Genomic DNA, 25,575 nt, shown 5'->3' on the forward strand with positions numbered 1-25,575 from the left:
CCGAGCGTCGCGGAGGTGCGTCCCATGCCCGAGTACGGCTACTTCCTGGCGACCGAGGAGTGGGGCCCGGCCGACCTGATCGAGCAGGCCCGCATGGCCGAGCAGGCCGGGTTCCAGTGTCTGTGGATCTCCGACCACTACCACCCGTGGAACCGGGAGCAGGGCCAGAGCCCGTTCGTGTGGTCGGTGATCGGCGCCCTCTCCGAGGCGGTGTCGCTGCCCGTGCAGACCGCGGTGACCTGCCCGACGGTGCGGATCCACCCGGCGGTGCTGGCCCAGGCCGTGGCGACGAGCGCGGTGATGACCGCCGGCCGCCTCCGGCTCGGCGTGGGTTCGGGCGAGGCGCTCAACGAGCACGTCCTCGGCGACCACTGGCCGCCGGCGCACGTCCGCCTGGAGATGCTGGAGGAGGCCGTGCAGGTGATGCGGCACCTGTTCACCGGCGAGACGGTCAACCACCGCGGCACCCACTACACCGTGGAGAACGCCCGTCTTTTCACGGTCCCGGACGAGCCCGTGCCCATCGACGTCTCGGGCTTCGGCCCGAAGGCGACGGCGCTCGCGGCACGCGTCGGGGACGGCTACATCACGATGGCGCCGGACGAGTCGCTGGTGACGCGGTACCGCAAGGGCGGCGGCGGGGCGGGGCTCGTGAGCGGCGGGGTGAAGGTCTGCTACGGCCCGGACCGCGAGGAGGCCGTCCGTACGGCGCGCCGGCTCTGGTACACCGAGCTGCTGCCCGGCGAGCTGGGCCAGATCCTGCCCACGCCCCGCCACTTCGAACAGGTGCAGTCGCTGGTCACCGAGGACATGGTGCGCGACGAGATGGTGTGCGGCGACGACGCCGACGAGCACGTCGCGGCGCTCGGCGCCTTCACGGAGGCCGGTTTCGACCGGGTGTACGTCAACCAGATCGGTCCCGACCAGCGCGGCTTCTTCGACTTCTACCGGACGAAGGTGCTGCCGCGGCTGCAGCGGGGTGAGTGAGGCACCGCCCGCGTCCCGCGTGCACCAGGTGTACGTGACTACGCCCGGTGCTGCGGAGCCTCGGGGTCCGCGGGGCCGGGCGGCGGCGTCGTACCGGTGCCGGGGGCACCGAAGGGGCGTCCGCCCGCGCCCGGCGCTCCGCCGGAGACGTCGGGGCCGGGGACGGGGCCGGGGACGTCCGGCTGGACGGGCGGCATCGGCGGGACGGCGGGGCGCTGACCACCGTGCCGCGCCCCGGGCACCGCGGCACCGTGCGTGCCCCGGTCCGTACCGCCGGGCGTTCCCTCCTCCGCGCCGTCCGGCGTCACCCGCGTCCCGCAGTCGGCGGTCCGGTTCCCGGCCGGGCGGCGGTACGCGGACGGCCGGGCCGCGTAGCGCAGCGCGTACGCCGCCGCGGCGAGCAGGACGGCCATGATCAGCGCGGCGGCCCAGTCGGGCAGTCCCCGCGCGAGGAGGAGGCCGAGGCCGAGCGCGAGCGCGGCGCCCGCGTACAGGGCCGCGGCGCCGGACGCCGCGTAGAGGGTGACCGTGCGGCGCTGTTTGCGGGTCTGCTCGCGCAGCTCCTCGCGCACGGTCTCACGGGCCACCTGCGTCAGTTCCTCGACCAGGTGCCTGTCCAGGTGCCGCAGGTGGTCCAGACGCTTCATGTGGCGCGGGTACCCCCGCTCGACGGCGCGTAACGCGACGGGGAGCGTAACGCCGCCCGCCCCGGGTACCCGCCCCGCCCGTACGACCTCTCACACCCAGCAGCAGCCGGAGAAGAGGAAGTCAGGATGACTCAACGCACCGACGTCGTGGAGCTGTTGAAGGCGCAGCACACGCGGATCCGCGACCTGCTCGACGAGGTGGCGGCGACCAGCGGCGAGGAGCGGAAGCAGCACTTCCAGGACCTCGTCCGTCTCCTCGCGGTGCACGAGACCGCCGAGGAAGAAGTCGTCCACCCCTTCGCCCGCAAGAACATCGAGGGCGGTGAACAGATCGTCAAGGACCGCATCCAGGAGGAGGAGAGCGCCAAGGGGCTGTTGTCCCGCCTCGACGACATGGACACCGACTCACCGGAGTTCATGACCCGGTTCGAGGAGCTGCGCACGAACGTGCTGGCCCACGCGGAGGCGGAGGAGAAGTACGAGTTCGCGCGCTTCCGTCAGGTGGCCGACCAGTCGAAGCTGGAGAACCTGGCCCGCGCGGTGAAGGCCGCCGAGACCGTCGCCCCGACCCGCCCGCACCCGGGCACCGACACCGCCGTGAAGAACCTGGCGGTGGGGCCGGTCGCGTCCGTCATCGACCGCACGCGTGACGCGATCCGCAAGGCGATGGGCTGACACACCCGGCCCGCGGCCGGCCGGAGTTCCGCAGGTCCGTGAAATCCGTGGATCCCGCGGAAACGATCTCTTCTCCGGCCGGCCGCAACTAGGCTCGGCCGTATGGAAATTCTGGGAGCCACGCTGCGCATCTGCGTCGACGACCTGGACACCACGGTCCCCTTCTACGAGCGGCTCGCGGGCGCCCCGGCGCTGCGCTTCGAACGCGGCGGCGTGCGGGTGGCCGCCGTCGGCTGCTTCCTCCTGATGAGCGGTCCCGAGGCCGAGCTCGAGGTGCTCCGCAAGGTCGCCGCGACCATCGCCGTCGACGACGTGGACGCGGCCCACCGGGTGCTCACCGACTCCGGCGCCCAGGTCCTCGCGGGTCCGGTGGCGACACCCGCGGGCCGCAACCTGATCGCCCTGCACCCGGACGGGTCGGTGTACGAGTACGCGGACCGCCGGGCCGAAGCCTGACCCGGGCGGCCCGCGACCGGATCACCGGATCAGGGGATGTCCTCCCGGTACTCCAGCTGGTCCTCCGCGAAGTCGTCCTCGTCGCGGATCCGCACCGCCGCCTCCTCCGCCGAGAGCCCGTGCGTCGACCCCTCCTGGGAGTAGACGTCCTGCTCACGCGGCCGGTCGGGGTCCGGCTCGTCGTACAGCAGCCCGGCCGCCCGGTCGGGCGGGCCCGGCGGCACGGTGGGGTCGGGTTCCGGCTCCTCCTCCGCCAGCCGTTCGTCCAGCGACTCGCCCTCCCGGGCCTCGTTCGCCGTGGTGCCGTGTGCCATCGCTGCCGTGGGCTCGTCCCCGGGCACGGACTCCTGCTGCGGGTCCGAGGACCACTGCTGCTCCGGTGTGCCGTCCTGCAGGTCCGGAATGCCCTCGTCCTCGGGGTCGGCCCCGGGATCGTGCGGCCTGCGGCTCATGGTGCCCCGCCTCCTTCCGTCGCTACGTTGCGGCCATGCTCTACGACGGGCCGGGTTCCCCGTCGCGGGCCGCTTAAGTCCAGGTCGGCCGGAGAAGATCGCCAGGACGGTGCCGACGGGCAGGGCACCGTCGGTCAGCGGTACATGTCCTCGGTGAGCGCCCAGCGCTGGTGGTCCCGCCAGGCGCCGTCGATGAAGAGGAAGTCGGGCGAGAACCCCTCCAGCCGGAACCCGCAAGCCCGGGCCAGCGCGATGGACGCGGCGTTGCCGGGCTGCACGTTGATCTCCAGTCGGTGCAGGCCCAGCCTCCGGAAGGCGTGGCCGACGACGAGCCGGAGCCCTTCGGTCATCAGCCCGCGCCCCGCGGCGTGGACAAAGGCCCCGTAGCCGAGGGTCCCGTTGAGGAAGGCGCCCTCGACGATGTTGTTGACGTTGACGAATCCGGCGATGTCCCCGCCGTCCTTCTCGCAGACGAGGAAACCGGCCCTGGCCGGGTCCTCGGCCAGCCGTCGCAGGTAGGCGCTGTACGCGGTGAGGTGGTCCGGCGGGAACAGCCACGGATGGTGCAGGCCCTTGCTCTCCCGCACCCGGGCGGTGAACTCGGCCCCGTCCCCGGGGGCGGGGTGCCGGATGCCGACGCGGGGCCCTTCGGCGAGGTAGGCGTGGACAGGCATCTCGTCACAGTACGCCGCCGGGACACGGCCCCCGCTTCCGGGCTCGGGCGTCACGGCGGGCATCAGACCAGCGCCGGCTCGTCCAGCGTCAGCGTGCCCCGCTCCGCGTCGAGTTCGGCCCGTGCACCGAACGGGATCGTCAGCGCCCCCTCCCCGTGCCCGAACCCGAACTCCTCGACCACCGGCACCCCGAGCCCGCCCAGCCGGTCGGCGAGCAGGGCACGCACCTCGCCGTACGGGGCGCACCTCTCCCAGGAGCCGAGGACGACGCCGGCGATGCCGTCGAGCCGGCCCGCGCGCAGCAACTGGGTGAGGCAGCGGTCCAGGCGGTACGTCTCCTCGCCGACGTCCTCCAGGCAGAGCAGTCCGCCGCGCAGGGAGGGTCGGGCGTGCGGGGTACCGAGCTCGGCCGCGAGCAGGCTGAGGCAGCCGCCGAGGAGGACGCCCCGGGCCCGCCCGGGCACCAGTGCCGTCGCCCGGCCGGCGGTGAGGGTGCGGACCGTCTCCGGGGCGAGGAGGGTGGCCCGCAGGTGCTCCTGGGCCCGCGCGTTCTTGAGGAAGTCGACCGCCGCGGTCATCGGTCCGTGCAGGGTGGCGAAACCGGCCCGGACGGCGAACGCCTCGTGCAGCGCGGTGATGTCGCTGAACCCGACGAACGCCTTGGGCCCCGCGGCCCGTATCGCGCCCCAGTCGAGGAGGTCCACCATCCGCTGGGCTCCGTAGCCGCCGCGGGCGCACAGCACCGCGTCGACGTCCGGGTCGCACCAGGCGGCCTGGAGGTCGGCGGCCCGGTCGGCGTCGGTCCCCGCGAGGTAGGGGAACCCGGGGTGGCGGTCGAGCACGTGGGGCGCCACCACCGGGTCGAGGTCCCAGCCGCGGAGGATGTCGAGCCCGGTGCTCAGCCGCTCCTCGGGGACCGGTCCGCTGGGCGCGACGACGGCGACGCGGGCGCCGGGGGCGAGACGGGCGGGCCGGATCAGTGGGGCGAGCGGTGTCACTTGGTGAGCTCCAGGGTGGGGATGCCGGGCGGGTTCAGGCCGAAGACGAGGGCGTACAGGGACAGTTCGGCCTCCAGGGACCGCACCATCGAGTCGGCCCGCCGGAAGCCGTGCCCCTCGCCCTCGAACGTCAGGTAGGCGTGCGGCACCCGCCTGCCCTCCATCCTGGCCAGGAACCGCTCGCACTGGGCCGGCGGGCAGATCACGTCGTCGAGCCCCTGGAGCAGCAGGAAGGGCACGGTGATCCGGTCCGCGTGCTCGGCTGGCGAGCGTTCCGTGTACCGGCCGGGCACCTCGGCGAGCGGCCCGACCAGGGTCTCCAGGTACTGCGACTCGAAGTCGTGGGTCTCCCCCGAGCCCCAGCCCGCGAGGTCGAGGATCGGGTAGAGGATCGTGCCGCAGGCGTAGACGTCGGTCATGGCGAGGGAGGCCGCGGCGGTCCAGCCGCCGGCGCTGCCGCCGCGGATCGCGAGCCGGCCGGGGTCGGCGGTGCCCTCGTCGGCGAGGGCGAGCGCGACGGCCGCGCAGTCCTCGACGTCCACGACGCCCCACTGCTCGCGCAGCCGCTCGCGGTACTCCCGACCGTGGCCGGTCGAGCCGCCGTAGTCGACCTCGGCGACGCCGATGCCGCGGGAGGTGAAGTAGGCGATGGCCAGGTCCAGGACGAGGGGCGAGCGGCTGGTGGGGCCGCCGTGCGCCCAGAGGACGTACGGCGGCAGTTCGTCGTCCGGTGCGACATGGCCGGGGTGGTGCGGCGGGTAGATGTGCGCGTGGATCTCCCGTCCGGCGGGGCCGGTGAAGGTGCGGATCTGCGGTTCGGGGTAGTGGGCGGGGTCCACCGGGTCGTCGTGGGCGGCGCCGATCACGCGCGCGTGGCCGGTGCGGGCGTCCAGTTCGACCACCTCGTACGCGCTGCGGGGGCTCGCCCCGATGCCGAGGATGCGGCTGCCGTGCACGGCGAGGGACGGGGCGAACTCGGTCCACGGTCCGGCCACGTCGACGACCTCGCAGGTCACGGGGTCGAGGATGCCGAGCACGGTGGAGCCGCGTCCGTGCACCACCGCGATCAGCCCGCTGTCCAGCGGTGCGAACCAGCGCCACCCGATCTTCCACAGCGGCCCGGCGAACTCCTCCTCGCGCGGGCACAGGGCGCGCTCGTGGCCCTCCCGGTCCCGCTCGTACAGGTTCCACCAGCCACTGCGGTCACTGGCGTACAGGAGGGTGCCGTCGGCGGCCCAGTCGACCTGCGCGACGGACTCCTCCGGCCCGCCGGCCACGGTGCGCGGCTCGTGGAACGTGCCGTCGTCGGTGACCTCGGCGACGAGCAGTTCGGTGCCGTCCCAGGGCATCCGGGGGTGGTCCCAGGCCAGCCAGGCCGCGTGCCGGCCGTCGGGCGAGAGCCGGGGACCGGTCACGAAGCGGTGGCGGGCGCCGGTCAGCTCCCGTACGGCGTCCCGGTCACCGGCCGCCGACCCGTCCAGCGGCACCGCGGCGAGGACGCGCCGTACGTCGGTCGGCCCGTCCCCGGTGAACTCCTCCAGGACGCACCACACCTCGTCGCGGTCGGGCCGCAGCCGCGGTTCGGCCCAGCGCAGTCCGCCGCCCACCGGGGAGACCGGGGTGAGCGGCCGGGGTTCGGTGCCGGGCTCGTACCGGTAGAGCCGCTGGTCGGCGAAGTTCACGAACACCACGAGCGGTCCGTCGTCGAGCATGGTGCCCGCCCACGGGTGCCCGCCGTACTCGATGACGCGGCTGCGCACGTTCCACGGCGCGGGCAGCGCCGTCTCCTCGGTGCCGTCGGCCCGGCGCCGGACCAGGGTGCGCCGGCCGCCCTCGGCGGGCCGTGGCTCGGTCCACCAGGCCTCCTCGCCGACGAAGCCCGCGAACTCGGCGTGTCCGTCGTGCGCGGCGGCGAGCGACGCGTCGATCGGAGAGGGCCACGAACCGTACTCCAGGGTCTGCACCTCGTCCCCCATTCCTAGGCCGTCCGCAGGAAGCGGTCGAGCACGCGGACCCCGAAGTGGAGCGCCTCGACCGGCACCCGCTCGTCGACGCCGTGGAAGAGCGCGTTGTAGTCGAAGCCCGGCGGCAGTCGCAGCGGCGTGAAGCCGTAGCCGGTGATGCCGAGCCGCGAGAACTGCTTGGCGTCCGTGCCGCCGGACATGCTGAACGGCACGACGTGCCCCTCGGGCGCGAACTCCTCGACGGCCGCCCGCATCCGCGCGAACGTCACCGAGTCCACCGGCGCCTGCAGGGCCACCTCGCGGTGGTGGAACTCCCATTCCACCCCGGGCCCGGTGAGCCGGTCGAGGGTCGCGGCGAACTCGTCCTCGCCACCGGGCAGGAACCGGCCGTCCACGTGGGCCACGGCCTCCCCCGGGACCACGTTGACCTTGTACCCGGCCTCCAGCATGGTCGGGTTGGCGCTGTTGCGGACGGTCGCCTCGACGAGGGCGGCGGCGGGCCCGAGCTCGTCCAGCAGCGCGTCCACGTCGTCGAGGTCCGGGTCGTCGACGCCGTACAGCGCGGACAGCTCCAGCAGGGCGGCCCGCACGGTGGGGGTGAGCCGCACCGGCCACTCGTGGGCGCCGATGCGCGCGACGGCGGCGGCCAGCCGGGTCACCGCGTTCTCCCGGTTCACCTTGGAGCCGTGCCCGGCCCGGCCGCGCGCGGTGAGCCTCAGCCAGCCGGTGCCGCGCTCGCCCGCCGCGATCGGGTAGATCTGCCGGCCGGCCCCGTCGTGGAAGGTGTACGCGCCCGACTCGCTGACGCCCTCGGTGCACCCCTCGAACAGCTCGCCGTGCTTGTCGGCGAGGAAGCCGGAGCCGTCCTCGGCGCTCGCCTCCTCGTCGGCCGTGAACGCGATCACGATGTCGCGCCGGGGCCGCACCCCGAGCCGCGCCCAGGCCCGGACGACGGCGAGGATCATCGCGTCCATGTTCTTCATGTCGACGGCGCCGCGTCCCCAGACCACGCCGTCCCGGACCTCCCCGGAGAACGGGTGGACGCTCCAGTCCGCCGCCTGGGCGGGCACCACGTCGAGGTGGCCGTGGAGGAGCAGCGCGTCGGCCGAGGGGTCGGTGCCCTCGATCCGCGCGACCACGTTGGTGCGGCCCCTGGCGCGCTCCAGCAGGGTGGGCGTGAGGCCCGCTCCGGCCAGCTGCTCGGCCGCGTACTCGGCGGCCGGCCGCTCGAAGCAGTCCCCGCCGCCGCGGTTGGTGGTGTCGACGCGGATGAGGTCGGAGGCGAACCGGACGACCTCCTCCAGGGACTGTTCGTCGACCTCCGGGGAGTGCCCGTCGATCCGCTCAGCCATACTGCTCCTCCACTGCGGCCGAGACGATCGTGGTCACGGCTTTGAACGTGCGGATTCCCTCGTACATCGTCGGGCTGGTGTAGGCGACCTTGCGCTCGCCGACGCGGCCGACGCCCGGCACCACGGTGGCCGCCATCGCCAGGTGCTCGGCGTCGAACTCCAGCGCCACCGTGTACGGCCCCGCCTCGACGGGGGCGGTGCGCACCGCGAGCGCCGCCGCGTCCCTGGCGGCCGCGCGGATGTCGGCGGCCGTCCGGGCGGGCGTCCGGCACACCGCCGCGTAGCGGGAGACGTGGTCCTTGACGGCGACCTTGAGCGCCTCGGGCGCGTAGCCGAGGGCGTCCTCGCAGGCCACGTCGTCGCCGGTGACGAGGACGACCGGGACGCCGTACTCGGCGACGACGTGGGCGTTGAGCAGGCCCTCGCTGGCCCGTACGTCGTTCACCCAGACGCCGGTGACGGAGTTGGCGAGGTAGGTGTGGGCGAGGACGCCCTCCATGCCGGCGCCCGCGTGGTAGCCGACGAACGCGACGCCGTCCACGTCCCCGTGCTGCACGCCCTCCACCATGGACAGGGCCTTGTGGCGGCCGGTGAGCATCTGGGCGCGCTCGTCGAGGCGCTCCAGGAGCAGGTTGCGCATGGTCCAGTGCGCCTCGTTGATCAGTACCTCGTCGGCTCCGCCGTCGAAGAAGCCGAGCACCGCGGCGTTGACGTCCGAGGTGAACATGGACCGGCACCGCTCCCACTGCGGTGTGCCCGGAAGCACGTCGGCGGGCCATGTCACACCCGTGGCGCCTTCCATGTCGGCGCTGATGAGGATCTTCATGGCAGCACCGTACGTCGCCGCGGCGAGCTGCGACCAGGCCTGTGGATAACTGGCACTTTCCCAGATCAGCGACGTACGCCCGTTCGAGCCACCCCCTCACGCGGCGTCCGGCGGCACGCCGCCGCACCTCACTCCGGGCGCCCCGCCACCAGCCACTTCGCCGGCAGTTCGATCCGGGCGCCGTCGGGTCCGTGTTCCGTGGTGGCGAGGGCCAGCCCGCCGCTCGCGAGGACCGTGAGGCCGGCCGCGCCCAGCAGCCCCGGCACGGCGTCGTCGGACACCTCGCCCGGTGCGATGCCGTGCCGCAGGACCGGGGCCAGCTTGGCCGGCGGCCCGCTCACGCCCCCGGCGAGGTCCAGCAGCAGCGGGCGGGCGGCCTGGGAGAGCTCGACGAGGAAGGCCCGGCCCCGCTCCCCCACCAGGGTGGCCAGGGCGTCGGCGAGCGGCTGCCGGTCCCCGGGGTCGCACTGGTGCAGTACGCCCCGCATGTAGACGTTGGCGTCGCCGAGTTCCGTGTGCAACGCCGCCACCTGGGCCGGTTCCACCGCGTCGAGCAGCCGGTACGCGGCCCGGCCCGCCGGGTCGGCGCGCCGGGCGCGGTCGAGCGCGGCGGCCGACAGGTCGGCACCGAGGACGCGCCGGTAGCGGTCGGCCAGGAACCGGGTCTGGGTGCCGTTGCCGCAGCCGAGGTCCACGACCGGCAGGCCGGGGTCGGTCAGGTGCGGCTCGAAGAGGGCCAGGTGGACGCCCACGGTGGCCGCGGGCTCGGTGTCCCAGAAGACGGCCCCCTGTTCCTCGGGGGCCTCGCTCCAGAAGCCCTCCCAGGCCTGCCTGTACCGACTCGTCACGCTCATGCCGACTCCCCGGGGTGCGACCGCGGCCCACCGGGAACGGCGGACCAGACCACGGGTGTATCGCGGCGGGAGTGGGCCGACAAGCCTTGGGCCGTACTCCGGGAGATCGGTGGGCCGGCGGGGAGGGGCGGGCCGGCGGGGGAACGGCCGGCCCGTCAGCGCCGGCGCGGCGTCGTCTGCTCGAACCACACCGTCTTGCCGCCGCCCGTCCGGCTTGTCCCCCACTCGCGGGCCAGGGTGCTGACCACCCTGAGGCCCCGCCCGAACTCGTCGGCGGGGTCCGCGTCGAGCAGCGTCGGCAGCGTGGGATCGTCGTCGTCGACCTCGCACAGCAGCGTGTCGCCCCGCACCAGCCGCAGCTCGATCCGCCGCCCGCGCGCGTGCCGCACGGCGTTGGTGACCAGCTCGCCGGCCATCAGCGCGGTGGCGTCCGCGAGCGCCGCCAGGCCCCAGACGCGGAGCTGCTCCCGGACCGCGGCCCGGGCCCGGTGGGCCTCCGCCGGGGCGTGCGCGAACGACCACTCGGCGACGTCCCCGGCCTCGACGCCGTTGAGCCGGGCCAGCAGCAGGGCTACGTCGTCCTTGCGTCCGCCCCGGGTGCCCAGGGCGCGGATGACGGTGTCGCAGGCGTCGTCCATGGACGCGGCCGGGTGGGCGGCGGACTCGCAGAGCGTGGCGAGACCGACACCGATGTCCTCGCCGCGCACCTCGACCAGCCCGTCGGTGCACATCACCAGGCGGTCGCCGGGCCGCACGCGCACGCGTACCGCCTCGAAGGCGACACCGCCGACGCCGATGGGCGCGCCCGTGGGCAGGTCGAGCAGCTCGCTGCGGCCGTCCGCCGCCCGCACCAGCACGGGCGGGATGTGACCGGCGTTGGCGAGGCGCAGTTCGCCGGCGATCGGGTCGTACACGGCGTACAGGCAGGTCGCGAGGTAGTGCTCGCCGAGGCGCTGGGCGAGGTCGTCGAGGTTGCGCAGGAGCTGTGCGGGCGGCAGGTCCAGCGCGGCCATGGTCTGCACGGCCGTGCGCAGCTGCCCCATCATCGCGGCCGAGTTGAGCCCGTGTCCCATGACGTCGCCGACGACGAGGGCCGTGCGGGCACCGGGCAGCTTGACCGAGTCGAACCAGTCGCCGCCGACCCGCCCCAGCAGGGTGCCGGGCAGGTAGCGGGTGGCGATGTCGCAGCCCGCCCGGCGCGGCGGGATGTGCGGCAGCATGCTGTCCTGCAGCGTCTCCGCGACGCTCTCCTGGTACGTGTACATGCGGGCGTTGTCGAGGACGAGGCCCGCGCGGGCGGCCAGTTCGGCGCCGGTGACCCGGTCCATGTCGTTGAAGAGGGCGCGCTCGGGGTGGCGCAGCAGGATCATGAAACCGAGGACCACGTTCCGCGCCTTCAGGGGCACGACCAGCATGGAGCGGTGGGTGATCAACGGCCGGATGTCCCGCTTCTCGAACTGGGCGGCGATCGCGTGCCCCAGCTCCTCGCTGATGCGCGGCACGAGCACGGGCTGCCCACTCGTCATGCACTGGAAGAACGGCGTGTGCGCGGGGAACGGCATGGCCTCCCCGACGGGCACGACGTCGTCCCAGCGGCCCGGTTCGTCCGTGTGCTCGACGGCGACCCGGTGCCACAGGGTGGTGGTGTCGGGCACGCCCTCGGGGAAGCCCTCGCCCGCGACGACCTGCTCGCGCAGGTAGGTGCCCGCGACGTCCGTGAAGCGCGGCACGACCGCCTTGCTGACCTCGACGATGGTCCGGGAGAGGTCGAGGGAGCTGCCGATGCGGGAGCTGACCTCGTTGAGGAACTCCAGGTGTTCCCGGACGGCGGCGTACTCGAGGTCCTCGCCGTCGTCCTCGTCCCGCAGGGCCGCCGGGACGGGCCGGCCCTCGGCGGCGGCACGGGCGGCCCGCTCACGGCGTGCCCGGCGTTCGGCGCGGCGCGGGACGCCCCAGTCGGGGGTGACCGGCACCCGGTCGTGGCGGCTGAACTCCAGGACCGGGTAGCCGAGTTCCAGGACCTGCGCGACGATGCGGGCGCCGTCGCCGACGCTCATGCTCGGCAGGATCTCGGGGAGCCGGCGGGCGAGGTCCTCGGCGCCGGGGAAGTCGGTGTGCAGGGCGAAGCCGGGCGCGATCCGCTCCAGGCCGGCGCCCTCCTCCCCGGGCCGCAGCGCCCCCGCGTCGGCGGCGAGGACCAGCAGCCGCCCCCGCCCGGGTCCGACCAGGGGGTACGCCCACCACAGCACGTCGACACGGTGACCGTCCCGGTCGTCCCCCGGCACCGTGAGCCGGGCCCGTCCGGCGGCCGGGTAGGACAGCCCGTCCTCCAGCGAGGCGTCCAGGCCGGGGCCGAGGCCCTCCACGGCGTACGTCCCGTAGGGCGCCTCGTCGTCCTCGGGCAGGGCGCCGGAGACCGGCAGCAGGTCCACGGCGGCGCGACCCACCGCGTCCTCCCTGGCGGCGCCGAACAGCCGTCGTGCGCCACTGCTCCAGTGCGAGACGCGTCCGTCGCGGTCCACCACGACCACGGCCAGGGGGATACGGCCGACGGCGTGCTCCGCCGCCTCCCGCCCGGTCACCCGGCCGGGGGGTACGCCGCTTCCTGCGCCACGGTCCATGGCCCGGCCCTCTCTCCCCCCACGGTCCAGCGAGATGTGTGCCGCCGTCACCACCGTACGGCCGCCCGCCGCCGCGATGTGCGGCAACAGGTGAATTCGCCGAGGGGCGCCTCCGGCGCTCTCCCACCGGCGCACGCCTGCACCGGTCACACCCCCTGCGCCGTTCCTGCTAGCCCGCGCGGTCCTCGGGCTCCTCGGGACCCTCGAGGTCCTCGTGCCCCAGGTGCACGTCCCGTTCGGTCCCGTTGCCGCCCTCGACCTGGAGGACCGTCGCGGCGGGCGGGTAGCCGCAGGCGACGACGGTGTATTCGCCGGCCGAGAGGTCGGCGAAGCAGTACGCGCCGTCGGCTCCGGTCACCAGGGTGCCGACAACGTTGCCCATGAGGTCGAGGAGGGTGACGCGGGCCGCCTCGACGGGCCGTCCGCCGCCGGCGCGCACGATGCCCCGCAGCACCTCGCCGCCCGCGAGTTCGAGGTCCTGACGGGTCTCGCGCGCGGGGCGGACGGTGACGGGGCAGGCGGCCGGGCGGAACGTGTGGGCCCCGGCGGCCAGGGTGTACTCGCCCGCGCCCACGTCGGTGATGGCGTAGTCGCCCCCGGGGCCGCTGCGGGTGGTGGCGACGATCTGTCCGTGGACGTCGGTGAGCGTGACGGCCGCGTCCGGCAGGGGGCTCCCGTCGGGCATCACCACGCGCCCGGCCACCTGTCCGGGGCCGCCCAGCACCATGTCGACCCCCATGGGACCCTCGCCCACGGTGACGGTCACCGCCTGGGGCTGGTGGCCGTCGGCCGCGGCGATGAGCACGTACGCCCCCGGGCCGGGCGGCACCAGCTCGTACCGGCCGTCCTCGCCCCCCGCGCCCCGTCCGATCTGCTGTCCCGTCACGTCGATGAGGGTCAGCGCGGCCCGTGCGACGGCCGTGCCGTCGTGCTGCCGCACGGTGCCGCGCACGACCGCCCCGCCGGTGTGCGCGGGCCGCGGCGGCGGGATCGGGACGGACTCGGCGGGGAGGTCGTGGGACACCGGGGGGCCGCCCTTGAGGAGGTGGAAGAGGAGGAGGGCGAGGAGCAGACCGAGCACGGGCACCGGCGTGAGCAGGAGGAAGGCGTGCGGCACGGCCTCGGCGTACGCCGCGGTGTAGGCGTCGTAGTCGTCGCGCAGCGCGGCGGGCAGGGCGTGCACGACGTCCGGTGTCAGGGACGCGGGGTCCGGCAGTACGGCGTCCGCGCGCGTGGGCAGGGGGTCGGCCGGCCGGGCGGCGAGGAGCGCGCCGAAGGCGGCCACGCCGATGGCGCCGCCGAGCTGCCGCGCGAAGTCGGCGGCACCGGTCACGGTGCCGGTGTCGGCGGGGCGCACCGCGGCCTGCGCGGCGAGGACCAGGACGGGCGTCACCATGCCGATGCCGATGCCGAGGACGGCCGTCCAGATGCCGAGGAACAGCCGGGGCGTGTCCGCCTCCAGGCCCGTCAGGAGCCACAGGCCGACGGCGGCGAGGGCGGTGCCCAGGACCGGGTACGTCCGGTAGTGCCCGGTGCGGCCGACGAGCTCCCCGACGAGGACCGACGCGCCGACGAGGCCGGCCGTCAGCGGCAGCATGAGCAGCCCGGCCGCGGTCGCCGACGCCCCGCCGCCCAGCTGCAGGAAGGCCGGCAGCTGGCTGCACGCCGCGTGCAGCGCGACGCCGGCCGTGAGGCCCACGAGGCCGGTCACGGCGACGACGGGGTCCTTGAGCAGCCGGAGCGGCAGGAGGGGCGTGGCCGCGCGGTGCTCGGCGACGAGGAACAGGGCGGTGGCCGCGACGGCCGCGGCGGCGAGTCCGATGACGACGTGCGAGTTCCACGCGTACGCGGTGCCGCCCCAGCCGCTCAGCAGCACCAGGCAGACCGACGCGGCGGTGAGGAGCAGCGGCCCGAGGACGTCGGGGCGGACCCGTGCGCGGGGTTTCACCGCCCGCCCGGGCACGAGGGTGACCAGGGCCAGGGCGATCAGTCCGAGGGGGACGTTGAGGTGGAAGCACCACCGCCAGGAGAGGTGGTCCGTGAGCACGCCGCCCAGCAGGGGCCCGGCGAGGGAGCCGAGGCCGAAGACGGCGCCGATCAGCCCCATGACGCGGCCGCGCAGCCGGGCGGGCGTGATGTCCGCGGCGATCGCCTGCACGCCGGTCAGGAGTCCGCCCGCGCCGACGCCCTGGAGCGCGCGGAAGGCGATGAGCTGGTCCATGCCGCGCGACCAGCCGGCGAGCGCGGCGCCGACGACGAAGATCCCGAGGGCGACCCGCAGGACGGCGCCGTGCCCGTGGCGGTCGCCCAGCCGGCCGGCGACCGGCAGTCCCACGGCGGCGGTGAGCAGGTAGGCGGTGACCGCCCAGGACATCCGGTCCATCCCGTGCAGCTCGCCGGCGATCCGCGGGAGCGCGGTGGCCACGGCCATCTGTTCCAGCGCGGCGAGCAGCAGCGCGAGCAGGAGGCCGGTGAGGGCCGCCCACAGTCGTCTGCGGCCGAGCGGCACGGGCTCGGCCGGGGGCGGGGCGGGATCGGGTGGGGGCGCGGTGACCGGTCCGCCCTGCGCCAGCGTGATCCCGCTCATGTGCCGCTCCCCTCGTCGCACCTGCCGTGCGGTTCCCGCGTGACGCGACAACCTCCGGCAGTTGCGACGAGTTACGGCGTGACGTCGCAGGCCGCGCCAGGTCCACCCGATCCGGTGAGGGGGCGGCGGGCCCCGGCGGGAGGGCCTACTTCTCGACCTCGGCGGCGAGGTTGGCGAGGACGGTGTCGTAGATGCGGGAGAGGCCCTTGGGGGCGAAGGTCTTCTCGAAGAAGCCGCCGATGCCGCCCGCTCCGTTCCAGACGGTGTGCACGGTGACGCGGGACCTGCCCTCCCCGGCCGGCGTGACGCGCCAGGTGGTGACCATCGAGGAGTTGCGGTCCTTCTCGACGAGTTCGCCGTCGGTCGGCTCGCTCACCTCCAGGAGGCAGTCGCGGACGCGCTTGCTGGTGGCCTGGAGCTTCCAGTGGACGAGCGTGCCCTCGCCGTCGCCGCCCTCGCGGACCTCGTACTCGCTGAAGTGCTCGGGCAGCAGCTTCGCGCGGGTGCCGCTGTAGTCGGCCAGGGTGTCGAACACCGTGTCCGCGTCCCCGGCGACGATGCGCTCGGTGGTGGCCTCGACCTGTGCCATGTGCACTTCCTCCAGCACTTGTTGGCTCGTGTTGGGGCCAAAGCCAACCATCAGGCTGCCGAGCGGCCCAAATCAGGGTCCCCGACAAGTCCTGAAACCACCGCGCCGAGCAGGTCTCCGCAGCACCTCCACACGATGCTCGAACTCGAGTTCGCACGATCAAGGGAACGTATGTTCTATTCTGTGGCCAGTGCTACCGAGGAGGTGCCCATGCGCTGGGACCATCTGGCCGACGCGAACCCGACGACGGCCCCGGACGCCGCGTTGTTCGGCGCGGACGCGGTGACCACCCGCACCTTCGACACCCCGGAGTTCCGCGGCGTCACCTTCCACGAGGTGCGGGCGAGATCGATCGTGAACCGGGTGCCGGGGGCCTCGCGCATGCCCTTCGAGTGGACGGTGAACCCGTACCGCGGCTGCACGCACGCGTGCGTCTACTGTTTCGCGCGCAGGACGCACGGCTACCTGGACCTCGACACGGGCCTCGGCTTCGACTCCCAGATCGTGGTCAAGGTCAACGCGCCGGAGCTGCTGCGCCACCACCTCGCCTCGCCGCGCTGGCAGGGGGAGCACATCGCGATGGGCACCAACGTCGACTGCTACCAGCGCGGGGAGGGCCGCTACCGGCTGATGCCCGGCATCGTCGCCGCCCTGCGCGACCACGCCAATCCCTTCTCGATCCTGACCAAGGGCACGCTGATCCTGCGCGACCTCGACCTGCTCGTCCAGGCCTCCCGGGTGACCGAGGTGGGGATCTCCGTCTCGGTGGGCTTCACCGACCGGGAGCTGTGGCGCACGGTGGAGCCGGGCACGCCCGCACCGGAACGCCGCCTGGACGTCGTACGGACCCTCACCGACCACGGCATCGGCTGCGGTGTCCTGATGGCCCCCGTGCTGCCCTTCCTGAGCGACGGACCGGGCCGGCTGCGCGAGACGGTGCGGGCCGTCGCGGCCTCCGGCGCCACCTCGGTGACGCCCTTGGTGCTGCACCTGCGGCCGGGCGCCCGCGAGTGGTTCATGGCCTGGCTGGAGCGTCACCACCCACACCTGGTGCGGCGTTACGAGCGGCTGTACGCGGAGGGCGCGTACGCCCCGAAGTGGTACCAGCGCCGGATCACCGGCCAGGTCCACGACCTGGCCCAGGAGTACGGCATCGGGCCCTCCCGCCCGGGACTGCCGCGCAGGATCCCGGCACCGGAACACCGGGCGCCGGACCGGGACGCGCCTGCGCAGCCCACGCAGCTGACGCTCCTCTGAGCTGGGCGGTTCCCCGCTCCCCCGCGCCGCTGTCTTCACCGTCCGCATCCGAGCGCTTCTCCCCGGCCGATCGGGTCATGTCGCCGCCCGACACGTTGCCCCGCCGCTCCCCGCCGGGACTGATGCGACGGGAGCCGTGATCCGCACGGCCCGGCATCCTCCGTCCCCGCCCCCGGGAGGCACCCGATGAGGATAGGCGCAGCCGTTCTGTGCGCCGTCGTGACGGCCGGCACGCTCATGGCGTCCCCGTCCCTGGCGGGCACCGGAGCCGCCCCGGCGCGCGCCGGGGACCCGGCCGTCACCGCGGGCCCCGCCTGGAAGGGGTGCGGCACCGACGACCACCCGACGCTCCAGTGCGCCTCCCTGGAGGTCCCCCTCGACCACGAGCGCCCCCGCGGGCGACGGATCACGCTCGCCCTGACCCGTGTTCCGCACACCGCGCGGACGTACCAGGGCCCGCTGCTGGTCAACCCGGGCGGGCCGGGCGGCAGCGGCCGGGCGCTGGCCGGGTTCGTCGCCTCCGCGCTGCCGGAGCGGGTGGCGGCCGAGTACGACGTCGTCGGCTTCGACCCGCGGGGTGTCGGCGCGAGCAGACCGGCCCTGAACTGCCGTCCCGGCCACTTCGCACCGGTGCGGCCCGCCCCGTGGCCGGCCACGCCGGCCGCCGAGGCGGCGAACCGGGAGCGTGCCGCGGCCTTCGCTTCAGGGTGCGCGCGCAGGCACGGGGACGTGCTGCCCCACATGGGCACGGTGAGCGCGGCACGGGACATGGACGTGATCCGCCGCGCCCTCGGCGCACGCCGGATCAATTACTTCGGGTACTCCTACGGCACCTACCTGGGCGCCGTGTACGCGAAGCTGCACCCGCACCGCGTGCGGCGGATGGCGCTGGACTCCGTCGTCGACCCCACGCGCGTGTGGTACGACAGCAACCTCCTCCAGGACCGCGCCCTCGGCAGCCGCCACCGGGCGTTCCTGGCCTGGGTCGCGCGGCACGACGAGGTCTACCGGCTCGGCGGCGACCCCGCCGAGGTGGAGGCCGCGTGGTACGGGATGCGCGAGGCGCTCACCGAGCGGCCCGCGGGCGGCACGGTCGGCGCCGGGGAACTGGAGGACGCCTTCCTCCCGGGCGGCTACCACCACGGCCACTGGCCCCGCCTCGCCGAGGTGTTCGCGGCGTACGTGAACGACGGGGACGGCGGACCGCTGGTCGCGGCGTACCGGGACCTCGGTGCCGTCGACGCGGCGGGCGAGAACACCTACAGCGTCTACACCGCGGTGCAGTGCCACGACGCGGCCTGGCCGCGTGACTGGCGCCGCTGGCGCCGCGACAACCGGGCCGTGCACGAGGCGGCCCCGTTCATCACCTGGAACAACGCCTGGTACAACGCGCCGTGCGCGTTCTGGCCGACCGCACCGCTCGAACCCCTGGACGTCTCCAACGACGCGCTGCCCCCGGTGCTGCTCCTGCAGTCGACGCACGACGGGGCCACCCCGTTCCGCGGCGCGGCCACCCTGCACCGGCTGCTGCGCGGCTCCCGCCTGGTGGTGGAGGACGGCGGCGGCAACCACGGCGTCACGCTGCGCGGCAACGCCTGCCTGGACCGGCACCTGGCGGCGTACCTGGCCGACGGCACGGTGCCGCGCGGCACCGGCGGGGCCGACGCGCGGTGCGCACGCCTGCCCGACCCCGAACCGTCGGCTTCGGGGGCGGGCACGAGGGCGGGGACGGGGTCCGGCCCGGGGCCGGAAACCGGAGGCCGCCCCGGCACCCGCCCGCCTGGGGTGCCGCCATGGACGATCACCCGCGCATCCGTGAGATGAACCCGGCCGACTGCCGGCCCGTGGCCGCGATCAGGGTCGCCGGCCGGTGGACCGCGTACGCGGGGCTGATGCCGCAGTCGTACCTCGACGCGCTCGACGTGGAGGCGGACGCCGAGCGGCGCCGGCACCATCTCGCGCACTCACGCGCACGCCGGGGAGGAGGTGGTCGACCTGGTCGCCGAGCGGGACGGCGAGGTCGTCGGCTGGGTGTGCCACGGGCCCTACCGCGCCGACGGCACCGGGAACGAGGACGGAGGGGCAGGGGCCGGCGCCGGTGACGCCGAGGTGTACGCGATCCACGTGGACCCCGGGCACTTCTCCCGGGGTGTGGGGCGCGCTCCTCACCGAGTCGCTGCGCCGGTGCGGCGACGCCGGGTACGGACGGACGCTGCCGTGGGTGCTGAAGGAGAACCTCCCCGCCCGGGGCTTCTACGAGCGCTCGGCTTCTCCCCCGACGGCGCCGAGGAGTCCTTCGAGGTGGCCGGGGTGCCGGTGCCCGAGGCGTTACGCGCGGGCCCTGTGACCTCGTGCTGTGACCTGGCGCTGTGACGTCGCGCCGCACAGCGCCCTACGAGCCGCTCACCGTGCCGCCGGCAGCCGCTTGAGCGCGCCGGCCGCCGCCACGGCCAGCGCCGGGTGCGCCAGCGCCTCGGCGAGGACGCGCCGCGCCCGCGCGTCCCCCAGGTCGCCGAGGCCCTCCACGCAGGCGAGGGCGACCTTGCGGTACGGGTCGTGCGGCCGCAGCCGCCGCTCCAGGGTGGTGATCAGCGCGGGTACGGACTCGGGGGCGCGCAGCGCCACCAGGAGCCGTACGGGGTGCAGGGCGTAGGCGACCCGGAGCTCGTTGGTGGCGAGCGCGGCGGCGGCCCGGGCCGTGCGCGGGTCGCCGAGCCGCGCCAGGGCGTGGGCGGCGGAGGCACAGCGCTGCGGGTCGCGGTGGTTGAGGAGCAGCACGAGCGCCTCGAACGCTCTCGCGTCCCCGGCGACACCGAGCCGGAAGGCGGCCAGCTCCCGCGCCCACAGCGGCTGTCCGGGAGCGGTGAGCACACCGGCCAGCTCGTCGGGGTCCTCGGTCGCCGAGAGCCGGTCGTACGCCGGGGACGCCCCCGCCTCCCGCCGTATGCGCTCCGTGAGTGCTCGCGCCTCATCGCCCATGGCACCGAGCCTAGGGGCGCGCCGCGTCCTCGGGGGCGTACATGACCAAGCCGGCGGTGGTGCGCGGACACGTGCGGCCCCGGCTCACTATCGTGCCCGCATGAACGACGAGATGTTCCTCGGCCACGTCGCCGACCGGCTCGCCGCCCTCCCCGCCGTGCACACCGTCACCCTCGGCGGCTCGCGCGCGCAGGGGACGCACACCCCGGACAGCGACTGGGACCTGGCCGTCTACTACCGGGGCGGTTTCGACCCGGCGGACCTGCGCGCCGTGGGCTGGGACGGCGAGGTCTCCGAGATCGGCGGCTGGGGCGGGGGCGTCTTCAACGGGGGCGCCTGGCTCACGGTCGAGGGCCGGCGCGTCGACGTCCACTACCGCGACCTCGACGTCGTCGAACACGAACTCGCCGAGGCGCGGCGGGGCCGCTTCCACTGGGAGCCGCTGATGTTCCACCTCGCGGGCATCCCCAGCTACCTGGTGGTCGCCGAGCTCGCCGTCAACCGGGTGCTCCGCGGCGACCTGCCCCGCCCCGGGTTCCCGGAGGCGCTGCGCGAGACGGCACCCCCGCAGTGGCGGGGGCGGGCGGTCGCGACGCTCGGGTACGCCGAGGCGGCCCACGTCCGGCGCGGTCAGGTCACCGAGGTCGCGGGCGCGCTGGCCACCGCCGCCGCGCAGACGGCGCACGCGGTGCTGGCGGCGCGCGGTGAATGGGTCACCAACGAGAAAAGGCTCCTGGAGCGGGCGGGCCTGCGGGGCGTCGACGCCCTCGTGGCCGGGCTGCGGCCGGATCCCGAGGTCCTCGCGCGGGTGCTCGCCGAGGCGGGGGAGCTGTTCGCGGCCGCCGTCTGAGCGGAGGTCGGCGCCACCCCTCCGGGGCGACGACCCCACCCCGGAGGGGTGGCGCGCTCGTTACCCGCCGGTTAAGCTCATTCGAGCGAGCCATCCGCTCGCACCTCCTCGCGGCGGCCTGGTGACGCAGCCGCCGCCGGGAACACCTCCCGCTCCACGGGACCGTGGACAGTGGGAGCGCAGTCGGTTCGGTACCCGAGGTACCGCAGTACGACTCGGCTCCGGGACAGGGCCGGTCGGTGACCGCCGCGGCCCGGGCGTGTGCACGCCCGCACCGCGGTCGCAGCCCGCCGCGCCGGGCGCGCCGCCGAGCGGCGCACCCGCTCGCGCTCCCCGTCGTCACCCTCATCCCTGGAGTCCCGCGATGGCCCCTGTCCGCTCCGGCACTTCCCTGTCCCCGTTCCCGACCGTCGCCGTGGTCGGCCTCGGCACCATGGGCACCGGCATCGCCGAGGTCCTGGCCCGGTCCGGCCGCGAGGTCGTCGGCATCGACGTCAGCGCGGCCGCGGCCGCGCGGGCCGTCGCCGCCCTGGAGAGCTCGACCGCCCGCGCCGTGGACCGCGGGCGCATCAGCGCGCAGGAACGCGGCGACGTCCTCGCCCGCTTCCGCACGTTCACCGACCTGCGGGCCGCCGCCGGCGCCGACCTGGTCATCGAGGTCGTCCCCGAGTCGTACGAGGTCAAGCAGCAGGTCTTCCGCGAGCTGGACGCGGTCGTCGGCCCGCAGACCGTGCTCGCGACCGGCACCAACGCCCTCTCCGTGACCCGGCTGGCCGCCGATTCGGCCCGGCCGGAGCGGGTGCTCGGCATGCACTTCTTCAACCCGGCCCCGGCGATGCGGCTCGTCGAGGTCGTCTCGTCCGTGCTGACCGCGCCGGAGGCCGTCGCCGCGGTCACCGACCTCGCCCTGGAACTGGGCAAGGAACCCGTCGCCGTGGGCGACCGGCCCGGCTTCGTCGCGGACGGGCTGCTGTTCGGCTACCTCAACCAGGCCGCCGCGATGTACGAGGCCCGGTACGCCTCCCGGGAGGACATCGACGCGGCGATGCGGCTCGGCTGCGGACTCCCGATGGGCCCCCTCGCCCTGCTGGACCTGATCGGCATCGACACGGCGCGCACGGTGCTGGAGGCCATGTACGCCGCCTCGCACGACCGTCTGCACGCCCCCGCCCCGATCCTCGGGCAGCTCGGCGAGGCGGGTCTGACCGGCCGCAAGGCGGGGCGCGGCTTCTACACGTACGAGGCTCCGGGCAGCGCCGCCGTCGTGCCGGACGCGGACACCCCGCAGGACGGCGCCGTGTCCGCCCTCGGCCGTCCCGTCCGCTCCGTCGGTGTCGCGGGCTCGGGGACGATGGCCTCGGGCATCGCCGAGGTCTTCGCCAAGGCCGGGTACGGTGTCGTGCTCGTCGCGCGCAGCGAGGAGAAGGCGCGGGGCGCCAAGGCCCGGATCGGCAAGTCGCTCTCCCGCTCCGTCGGCAAGGGCAGGACGACCGCGGAGGCGGCGGCCGAGACGCTGGACCGGATCAGCTGCGCCGGCGCGTACGACGCCCTCGCGGAGGTCGACCTCGTCCTGGAGGCCGTCGCCGAGGACCTGGAGGTCAAGCGGCAGCTGTTCGCCGCCCTCGACAAGGTCTGCAGGCCGGGCGCGATCCTCGCCACCACCACCTCCTCGCTGCCCGTCGTGGCCCTCGCCCGGGCCACCACGCGCCCGCAGGACGTGATCGGCATGCACTTCTTCAACCCGGCCCCGGCGATGAAGCTGGTCGAGGTGGTCCGTACGGTCCTGACCGCGGACGAGGTGCACGCCACGGCCCGCGGGCTGTGCTCGGCCGTCCGCAAGCACCCGGTGGACTGCGGGGACCGGGCCGGCTTCATCGTCAACGCACTGCTGTTCCCGTACCTGAACAACGCGGTGAAGATGGTGCAGGAGCACTACGCGTCGCTGGACGACATCGACGTGGCGATGAAGCTGGGCGGCGGCTACCCGATGGGCCCGTTCGAACTGCTGGACGTGGTCGGGCTCGACGTCTCGCTCGCCATCGAGCGGGTGCTGCACCGCGAGTTCCGCGATCCGGGCCTCGCCCCGGCGCCGCTCCTCGAACACCTGGTGGCCGCGGGCTGCCTCGGCCGCAAGACCGGCCGCGGCTTCCGCGAGCATGGCAAGCGCTGAGCGGCCCGTCGACCGGTCCGCAGGCGGCGCCGACTGGGGCGGGCTGCTGGACCCGGCCGGACAGCCCCCGCCCACGGCGGGCGGGGGAACCGGCCGACCTGCACGCTCCTTCGCACACATGCAGTACGTTCGGGGCATGTCCCAGGCCGCGAAGTCCTCACGTACATCAGCCCCGTCCGACGCTCCGGAGAGCGCCGCGGGCGGCCGCGCCGCCGCGCAGCGGCTCAGGATGCGCCGGGAACTGGCGGCCGCGGCCATGGAGCTCTTCGCGACCAAGGGGTACGAGGCGACCACGGTCGACGAGATCGCCGCGGCGGCCGGGGTGGCCCGCCGCACCTTCTTCCGCCACTTCCGCTCCAAGGAGGAGGCGATCTTCCCCGACCACGACGACACCCTGATCCGGGCCGAGGCGGTGCTCAACGCCGCCCCGGCGCACGAGCACCCGCTCGACACCGTGTGCCGCGGCATCAAGGAGGTCATGCGGATGTACGCGGCGCAGCCGGAGATCTCGGTGCAGCGCTACAAGCTCACCCGCGAGGTCCCCACCCTGCGCGAGGCGGAGATCGCCTCGGTGGCCCGCTACGAGCGGCTCTTCACGCGCTACCTGCTGGGCCACTTCGACGAGCACGCGCACGACGACGACGCCAACGACGACCCGCTGCTGGCGGAGGTCGCCGCGTCGGCGGTCGTCACCGCGCACAACCACGTGCTGCGGCGCTGGCTGCGGGCCGGCGGGCAGGGGGACGTGGAGACCCAGCTGGACCACGCCTTCGCGATCGTCCGCAGGACCTTCGGCACCGGCATCGGCGCGGGCCGCACGGCCGCGCCGCAGGCCGCCGCCCCGTCCCCGGCGTCCGTTTCCTCCCAGGGCGAGGTGCTGGTGACGGTGGCCCGGACGGACGCCCCGCTCGACGACATCATGAGGACGATCGAACAGGCGCTGCGGGACCGCTGAGGAAGCACGGGGACGGCCACCTCCGGGTGGCCGTTTTTCATGCCGTGTCGCTCCCGGCACGATCGATCATCGCTCATCTGTCGGGTAAAGAATTCACCTGAGCCCATTATTTGGCACGCAGTGCCTTGTCACCTGACACGGCGTGCCATACGTTGATGTTGTCCGGGCGGCCGGCGTGCACCCCACCACGCCGCACGCCGGCTGTCCCCGTGAGCCGCTCCAGGCGCACGCGCCCGGACGCCTGCGTCACAGGCACCCCTCGCGCCACGAAGCGCCGCCGCTCCACCCTCCGCCGAACCGACGGCATCCCTCACACACCTCGCCGAAGGGCACCACCGTGAAGGACATCCTGGACGCGATCCAGTCGCCGGACGCGACGCCCGCCGACCTCGCCGCCCTGCCGCTCCCCGACTCGTACCGCGCGGTCACCGTGCACAAGGACGAGACGGACATGTTCGCGGGCCTGCCCACCCGCGAGAAGGACCCGCGCAAGTCGCTGCACCTGGACCGGGTCCCCGTCCCCGCACTCGGCCCGGGCGAGGCCCTGGTCGCCGTCATGGCCTCCTCGGTCAACTACAACTCGGTGTGGACCTCGATCTTCGAACCGCTGTCGACCTTCGGCTTCCTGGAGCGCTACGGCCGGCTCAGCGAGCTCACCCGGCGCCACGACCTGCCGTACCACGTCATCGGCTCCGACCTCGCGGGCGTCGTACTGCGCACCGGCCCGGGGGTCAACGCCTGGCACCCCGGTGACGAGGTCGTCGCCCACTGCCTGTCGGTCGAGCTGGAGTCGAGCGACGGCCACAACGACACGATGCTCGACCCGGAGCAGCGCATCTGGGGGTTCGAGACCAACTTCGGCGGCCTGGCGGAGCTCGCACTCGTCAAGTCCAACCAGCTGATGCCCAAGCCGGACCACCTGAGCTGGGAGGAGGCCGCCGCCCCGGGCCTGGTCAACTCCACCGCGTACCGGCAGCTCGTCTCCCGCAACGGCGCCGGGATGAAACAGGGCGACAACGTGCTCATCTGGGGCGCCAGCGGCGGACTGGGCAGTTATGCCACGCAGTTCGCGCTCGCCGGCGGCGCCACCCCGATCTGTGTGGTGAGCAGCGAGCGGAAGGCGGAGATCTGCCGGGCGATGGGCGCCCAGGCGGTCATCGACCGCACCGCCGAGGGCTACCGGTTCTGGACGGACGAGGAGCAGCAGGACCCGCGCGAGTGGAAGCGGTTCGGCAAGCACATCCGCGAGCTGACCGGCGGCGAGGACGTCGACATCGTCTTCGAGCACCCCGGCCGGGAGACCTTCGGGGCCTCCGTGTACGTCACGCGCAAGGGCGGCACGATCGTCACCTGCGCCTCGACCTCCGGCTACCGGCACGAGTACGACAACCGCTACCTGTGGATGTCCCTGAAGCGCATCATCGGCTCGCACTTCGCCAACTACCGTGAGGCGTGGGAGGCCAACCGGCTCGTGGCCAAGGGGAAGATCCACCCGACGCTGTCGAAGGTGTACCCGCTCCACGAGACCGGCCAGGCCGCGCACGACGTGCACCGCAACGCCCACCAGGGCAAGGTCGGCGTCCTGTGCCTCGCCCCCGAGGAGGGCCTCGGGGTCCGCGACGCGGAGAAGCGCGCACGGCACATCGACGGCATCAACCGCTTCCGGAACGTCTGAGGGCATC

Annotated in this window: 22 protein-coding genes; 10 read left to right on the plus strand and 12 right to left on the minus strand. The window is 74.4% G+C overall.

Going from position 1 to position 25,575, the window contains the following annotated elements:
- The first annotated feature begins 24 nt into the window (after positions 1–24).
- Positions 25–987, plus strand: coding sequence for a TIGR03557 family F420-dependent LLM class oxidoreductase (locus UW392_RS03635; protein ID WP_320773379.1), 963 nt, complete (start codon positions 25–27; stop codon positions 985–987).
- A gap of 38 nt (positions 988–1,025) precedes the next feature.
- On the opposite strand, the gene UW392_RS03640 is transcribed toward UW392_RS03635, so the two are convergent.
- A complete protein-coding gene (locus UW392_RS03640; RefSeq protein WP_320773380.1) occupies positions 1,026–1,634 on the minus strand; it encodes a phage holin family protein in 609 nt (202 codons plus the stop codon).
- 126 nt (positions 1,635–1,760) lie between these two features.
- On the opposite strand from UW392_RS03640, the gene UW392_RS03645 reads away from it, so the two are divergent.
- Together UW392_RS03645 and UW392_RS03650 are read left to right on the plus strand one after the other, a co-directional pair.
- On the plus strand, positions 1,761–2,309 hold the full coding sequence (locus UW392_RS03645; RefSeq protein WP_320773381.1) for a hemerythrin domain-containing protein: 549 nt from the start codon (positions 1,761–1,763) through the stop codon (positions 2,307–2,309).
- 102 nt (positions 2,310–2,411) lie between these two features.
- Positions 2,412–2,765, plus strand: a complete 354-nt coding sequence (locus UW392_RS03650) for a VOC family protein (RefSeq protein ID WP_320773382.1) — start codon at positions 2,412–2,414, stop codon at positions 2,763–2,765.
- A gap of 29 nt (positions 2,766–2,794) precedes the next feature.
- Here UW392_RS03650 and UW392_RS03655 read toward each other — a convergent pair whose 3' ends face one another.
- The 10 genes from UW392_RS03655 to UW392_RS03700 form a co-directional block, all read right to left on the minus strand.
- Entirely contained in the window at positions 2,795–3,217 is a 423-nt protein-coding gene (locus UW392_RS03655) for a DUF5709 domain-containing protein (protein ID WP_320773383.1), read from the minus strand.
- Between the two features lie 134 nt (positions 3,218–3,351).
- Complete coding sequence (locus UW392_RS03660; RefSeq protein WP_320773384.1) at positions 3,352–3,891, minus strand: GNAT family protein; 540 nt, start codon at positions 3,889–3,891, stop codon at positions 3,352–3,354.
- Between the two features lie 62 nt (positions 3,892–3,953).
- A complete protein-coding gene (locus UW392_RS03665) occupies positions 3,954–4,889 on the minus strand; it encodes an LD-carboxypeptidase (protein ID WP_320773385.1) in 936 nt (311 codons plus the stop codon).
- On the minus strand, positions 4,886–6,865 hold the full coding sequence (locus UW392_RS03670) for an LpqB family beta-propeller domain-containing protein (protein WP_320773386.1): 1,980 nt from the start codon (positions 6,863–6,865) through the stop codon (positions 4,886–4,888). The genes UW392_RS03665 and UW392_RS03670 overlap by 4 nt, the downstream gene beginning before the upstream one ends.
- Positions 6,866–6,867: 2 nt before the next feature.
- The gene (locus UW392_RS03675; protein ID WP_320773387.1) at positions 6,868–8,205 is read right to left on the minus strand and encodes a M20/M25/M40 family metallo-hydrolase; all 1,338 of its coding nucleotides are present in this window, start codon (positions 8,203–8,205) and stop codon (positions 6,868–6,870) included.
- Positions 8,198–9,031 (minus strand): M55 family metallopeptidase, encoded by an 834-nt coding sequence (locus tag UW392_RS03680; RefSeq protein ID WP_320773388.1) that lies wholly within the window; start codon positions 9,029–9,031, stop codon positions 8,198–8,200. The genes UW392_RS03675 and UW392_RS03680 overlap by 8 nt, the downstream gene beginning before the upstream one ends.
- 128 nt (positions 9,032–9,159) lie before the next feature.
- Complete coding sequence (locus UW392_RS03685) at positions 9,160–9,885, minus strand: class I SAM-dependent methyltransferase (protein ID WP_320773389.1); 726 nt, start codon at positions 9,883–9,885, stop codon at positions 9,160–9,162.
- A gap of 155 nt (positions 9,886–10,040) precedes the next feature.
- Positions 10,041–12,506, minus strand: coding sequence for a SpoIIE family protein phosphatase (locus tag UW392_RS03690; RefSeq protein WP_320773390.1), 2,466 nt, complete (start codon positions 12,504–12,506; stop codon positions 10,041–10,043).
- Positions 12,507–12,675: 169 nt separating this feature from the next.
- Complete coding sequence (locus tag UW392_RS03695) at positions 12,676–15,093, minus strand: MFS transporter (protein WP_320773391.1); 2,418 nt, start codon at positions 15,091–15,093, stop codon at positions 12,676–12,678.
- 145 nt (positions 15,094–15,238) lie between these two features.
- Positions 15,239–15,682 carry an SRPBCC family protein gene (locus UW392_RS03700; protein ID WP_320773392.1) on the minus strand — a complete coding sequence of 148 codons (444 nt, stop codon included), beginning with the start codon at positions 15,680–15,682 and terminating at the stop codon, positions 15,239–15,241.
- Positions 15,683–15,892: 210 nt separating this feature from the next.
- On the opposite strand from UW392_RS03700, the gene UW392_RS03705 reads away from it, so the two are divergent.
- From UW392_RS03705 to UW392_RS03715, 3 genes are all read left to right on the plus strand, one after another.
- The gene (locus UW392_RS03705) at positions 15,893–16,939 is read left to right on the plus strand and encodes an Rv2578c family radical SAM protein (RefSeq protein WP_320773393.1); all 1,047 of its coding nucleotides are present in this window, start codon (positions 15,893–15,895) and stop codon (positions 16,937–16,939) included.
- 186 nt (positions 16,940–17,125) lie between these two features.
- Positions 17,126–18,763 carry an alpha/beta hydrolase gene (locus tag UW392_RS03710; RefSeq protein ID WP_320773394.1) on the plus strand — a complete coding sequence of 546 codons (1,638 nt, stop codon included), beginning with the start codon at positions 17,126–17,128 and terminating at the stop codon, positions 18,761–18,763.
- Between the two features lie 162 nt (positions 18,764–18,925).
- Positions 18,926–19,312 (plus strand): GNAT family N-acetyltransferase, encoded by a 387-nt coding sequence (locus UW392_RS03715; protein WP_414495519.1) that lies wholly within the window; start codon positions 18,926–18,928, stop codon positions 19,310–19,312.
- 30 nt (positions 19,313–19,342) lie between these two features.
- Here UW392_RS03715 and UW392_RS03720 read toward each other — a convergent pair whose 3' ends face one another.
- The gene (locus tag UW392_RS03720) at positions 19,343–19,918 is read right to left on the minus strand and encodes an adenylosuccinate lyase (RefSeq protein WP_320773395.1); all 576 of its coding nucleotides are present in this window, start codon (positions 19,916–19,918) and stop codon (positions 19,343–19,345) included.
- Between the two features lie 100 nt (positions 19,919–20,018).
- Here UW392_RS03720 and UW392_RS03725 point away from each other — a divergent pair, with 100 nt between their 5' ends.
- From UW392_RS03725 to ccrA, 4 genes are all read left to right on the plus strand, one after another.
- The gene (locus tag UW392_RS03725) at positions 20,019–20,768 is read left to right on the plus strand and encodes a nucleotidyltransferase domain-containing protein (protein ID WP_320773396.1); all 750 of its coding nucleotides are present in this window, start codon (positions 20,019–20,021) and stop codon (positions 20,766–20,768) included.
- Between the two features lie 364 nt (positions 20,769–21,132).
- Positions 21,133–22,938: a 3-hydroxyacyl-CoA dehydrogenase family protein gene (locus UW392_RS03730; protein WP_320773397.1), complete on the plus strand. Its 1,806-nt coding sequence runs from the start codon at positions 21,133–21,135 to the stop codon at positions 22,936–22,938.
- A gap of 118 nt (positions 22,939–23,056) precedes the next feature.
- A complete protein-coding gene (locus UW392_RS03735) occupies positions 23,057–23,893 on the plus strand; it encodes a TetR family transcriptional regulator (RefSeq protein ID WP_320773398.1) in 837 nt (278 codons plus the stop codon).
- Positions 23,894–24,230: 337 nt separating this feature from the next.
- Positions 24,231–25,568, plus strand: a complete 1,338-nt coding sequence (ccrA, locus tag UW392_RS03740; protein WP_320773399.1) for a crotonyl-CoA carboxylase/reductase — start codon at positions 24,231–24,233, stop codon at positions 25,566–25,568.
- Positions 25,569–25,575 lie beyond the last annotated feature (7 nt).

The organism is Streptomyces sp. CRN 30, assembly GCF_034105845.1.

Bases quoted from the DNA above. Each gene is read 5' to 3' on its own strand.
- UW392_RS03635 (WP_320773379.1), top strand. From the start codon at position 25: ATGCCCGAGTACGGCTACTTCCTGGCGACCGAGGAGTGGGGCCCGGCC.
- UW392_RS03650 (WP_320773382.1), top strand. From the start codon at position 2,412: ATGGAAATTCTGGGAGCCACGCTGCGCATCTGCGTCGACGACCTGGAC.
- UW392_RS03695 (WP_320773391.1), bottom strand. From the start codon at position 15,093: ATGAGCGGGATCACGCTGGCGCAGGGCGGACCGGTCACCGCGCCCCCA.
- UW392_RS03640 (WP_320773380.1), bottom strand. From the start codon at position 1,634: ATGAAGCGTCTGGACCACCTGCGGCACCTGGACAGGCACCTGGTCGAG.
- UW392_RS03725 (WP_320773396.1), top strand. From the start codon at position 20,019: ATGAACGACGAGATGTTCCTCGGCCACGTCGCCGACCGGCTCGCCGCC.
- UW392_RS03720 (WP_320773395.1), bottom strand. From the start codon at position 19,918: ATGGGCGATGAGGCGCGAGCACTCACGGAGCGCATACGGCGGGAGGCG.
- UW392_RS03680 (WP_320773388.1), bottom strand. From the start codon at position 9,031: ATGAAGATCCTCATCAGCGCCGACATGGAAGGCGCCACGGGTGTGACA.
- UW392_RS03735 (WP_320773398.1), top strand. From the start codon at position 23,057: ATGCAGTACGTTCGGGGCATGTCCCAGGCCGCGAAGTCCTCACGTACA.
- UW392_RS03690 (WP_320773390.1), bottom strand. From the start codon at position 12,506: ATGGACCGTGGCGCAGGAAGCGGCGTACCCCCCGGCCGGGTGACCGGG.
- UW392_RS03705 (WP_320773393.1), top strand. From the start codon at position 15,893: ATGCGCTGGGACCATCTGGCCGACGCGAACCCGACGACGGCCCCGGAC.
- UW392_RS03655 (WP_320773383.1), bottom strand. From the start codon at position 3,217: ATGAGCCGCAGGCCGCACGATCCCGGGGCCGACCCCGAGGACGAGGGC.
- UW392_RS03670 (WP_320773386.1), bottom strand. From the start codon at position 6,865: ATGGGGGACGAGGTGCAGACCCTGGAGTACGGTTCGTGGCCCTCTCCG.
- UW392_RS03660 (WP_320773384.1), bottom strand. From the start codon at position 3,891: ATGCCTGTCCACGCCTACCTCGCCGAAGGGCCCCGCGTCGGCATCCGG.
- UW392_RS03710 (WP_320773394.1), top strand. From the start codon at position 17,126: ATGAGGATAGGCGCAGCCGTTCTGTGCGCCGTCGTGACGGCCGGCACG.
- UW392_RS03730 (WP_320773397.1), top strand. From the start codon at position 21,133: ATGGCCCCTGTCCGCTCCGGCACTTCCCTGTCCCCGTTCCCGACCGTC.
- UW392_RS03700 (WP_320773392.1), bottom strand. From the start codon at position 15,682: ATGGCACAGGTCGAGGCCACCACCGAGCGCATCGTCGCCGGGGACGCG.
- UW392_RS03645 (WP_320773381.1), top strand. From the start codon at position 1,761: ATGACTCAACGCACCGACGTCGTGGAGCTGTTGAAGGCGCAGCACACG.
- UW392_RS03685 (WP_320773389.1), bottom strand. From the start codon at position 9,885: ATGAGCGTGACGAGTCGGTACAGGCAGGCCTGGGAGGGCTTCTGGAGC.
- UW392_RS03675 (WP_320773387.1), bottom strand. From the start codon at position 8,205: ATGGCTGAGCGGATCGACGGGCACTCCCCGGAGGTCGACGAACAGTCC.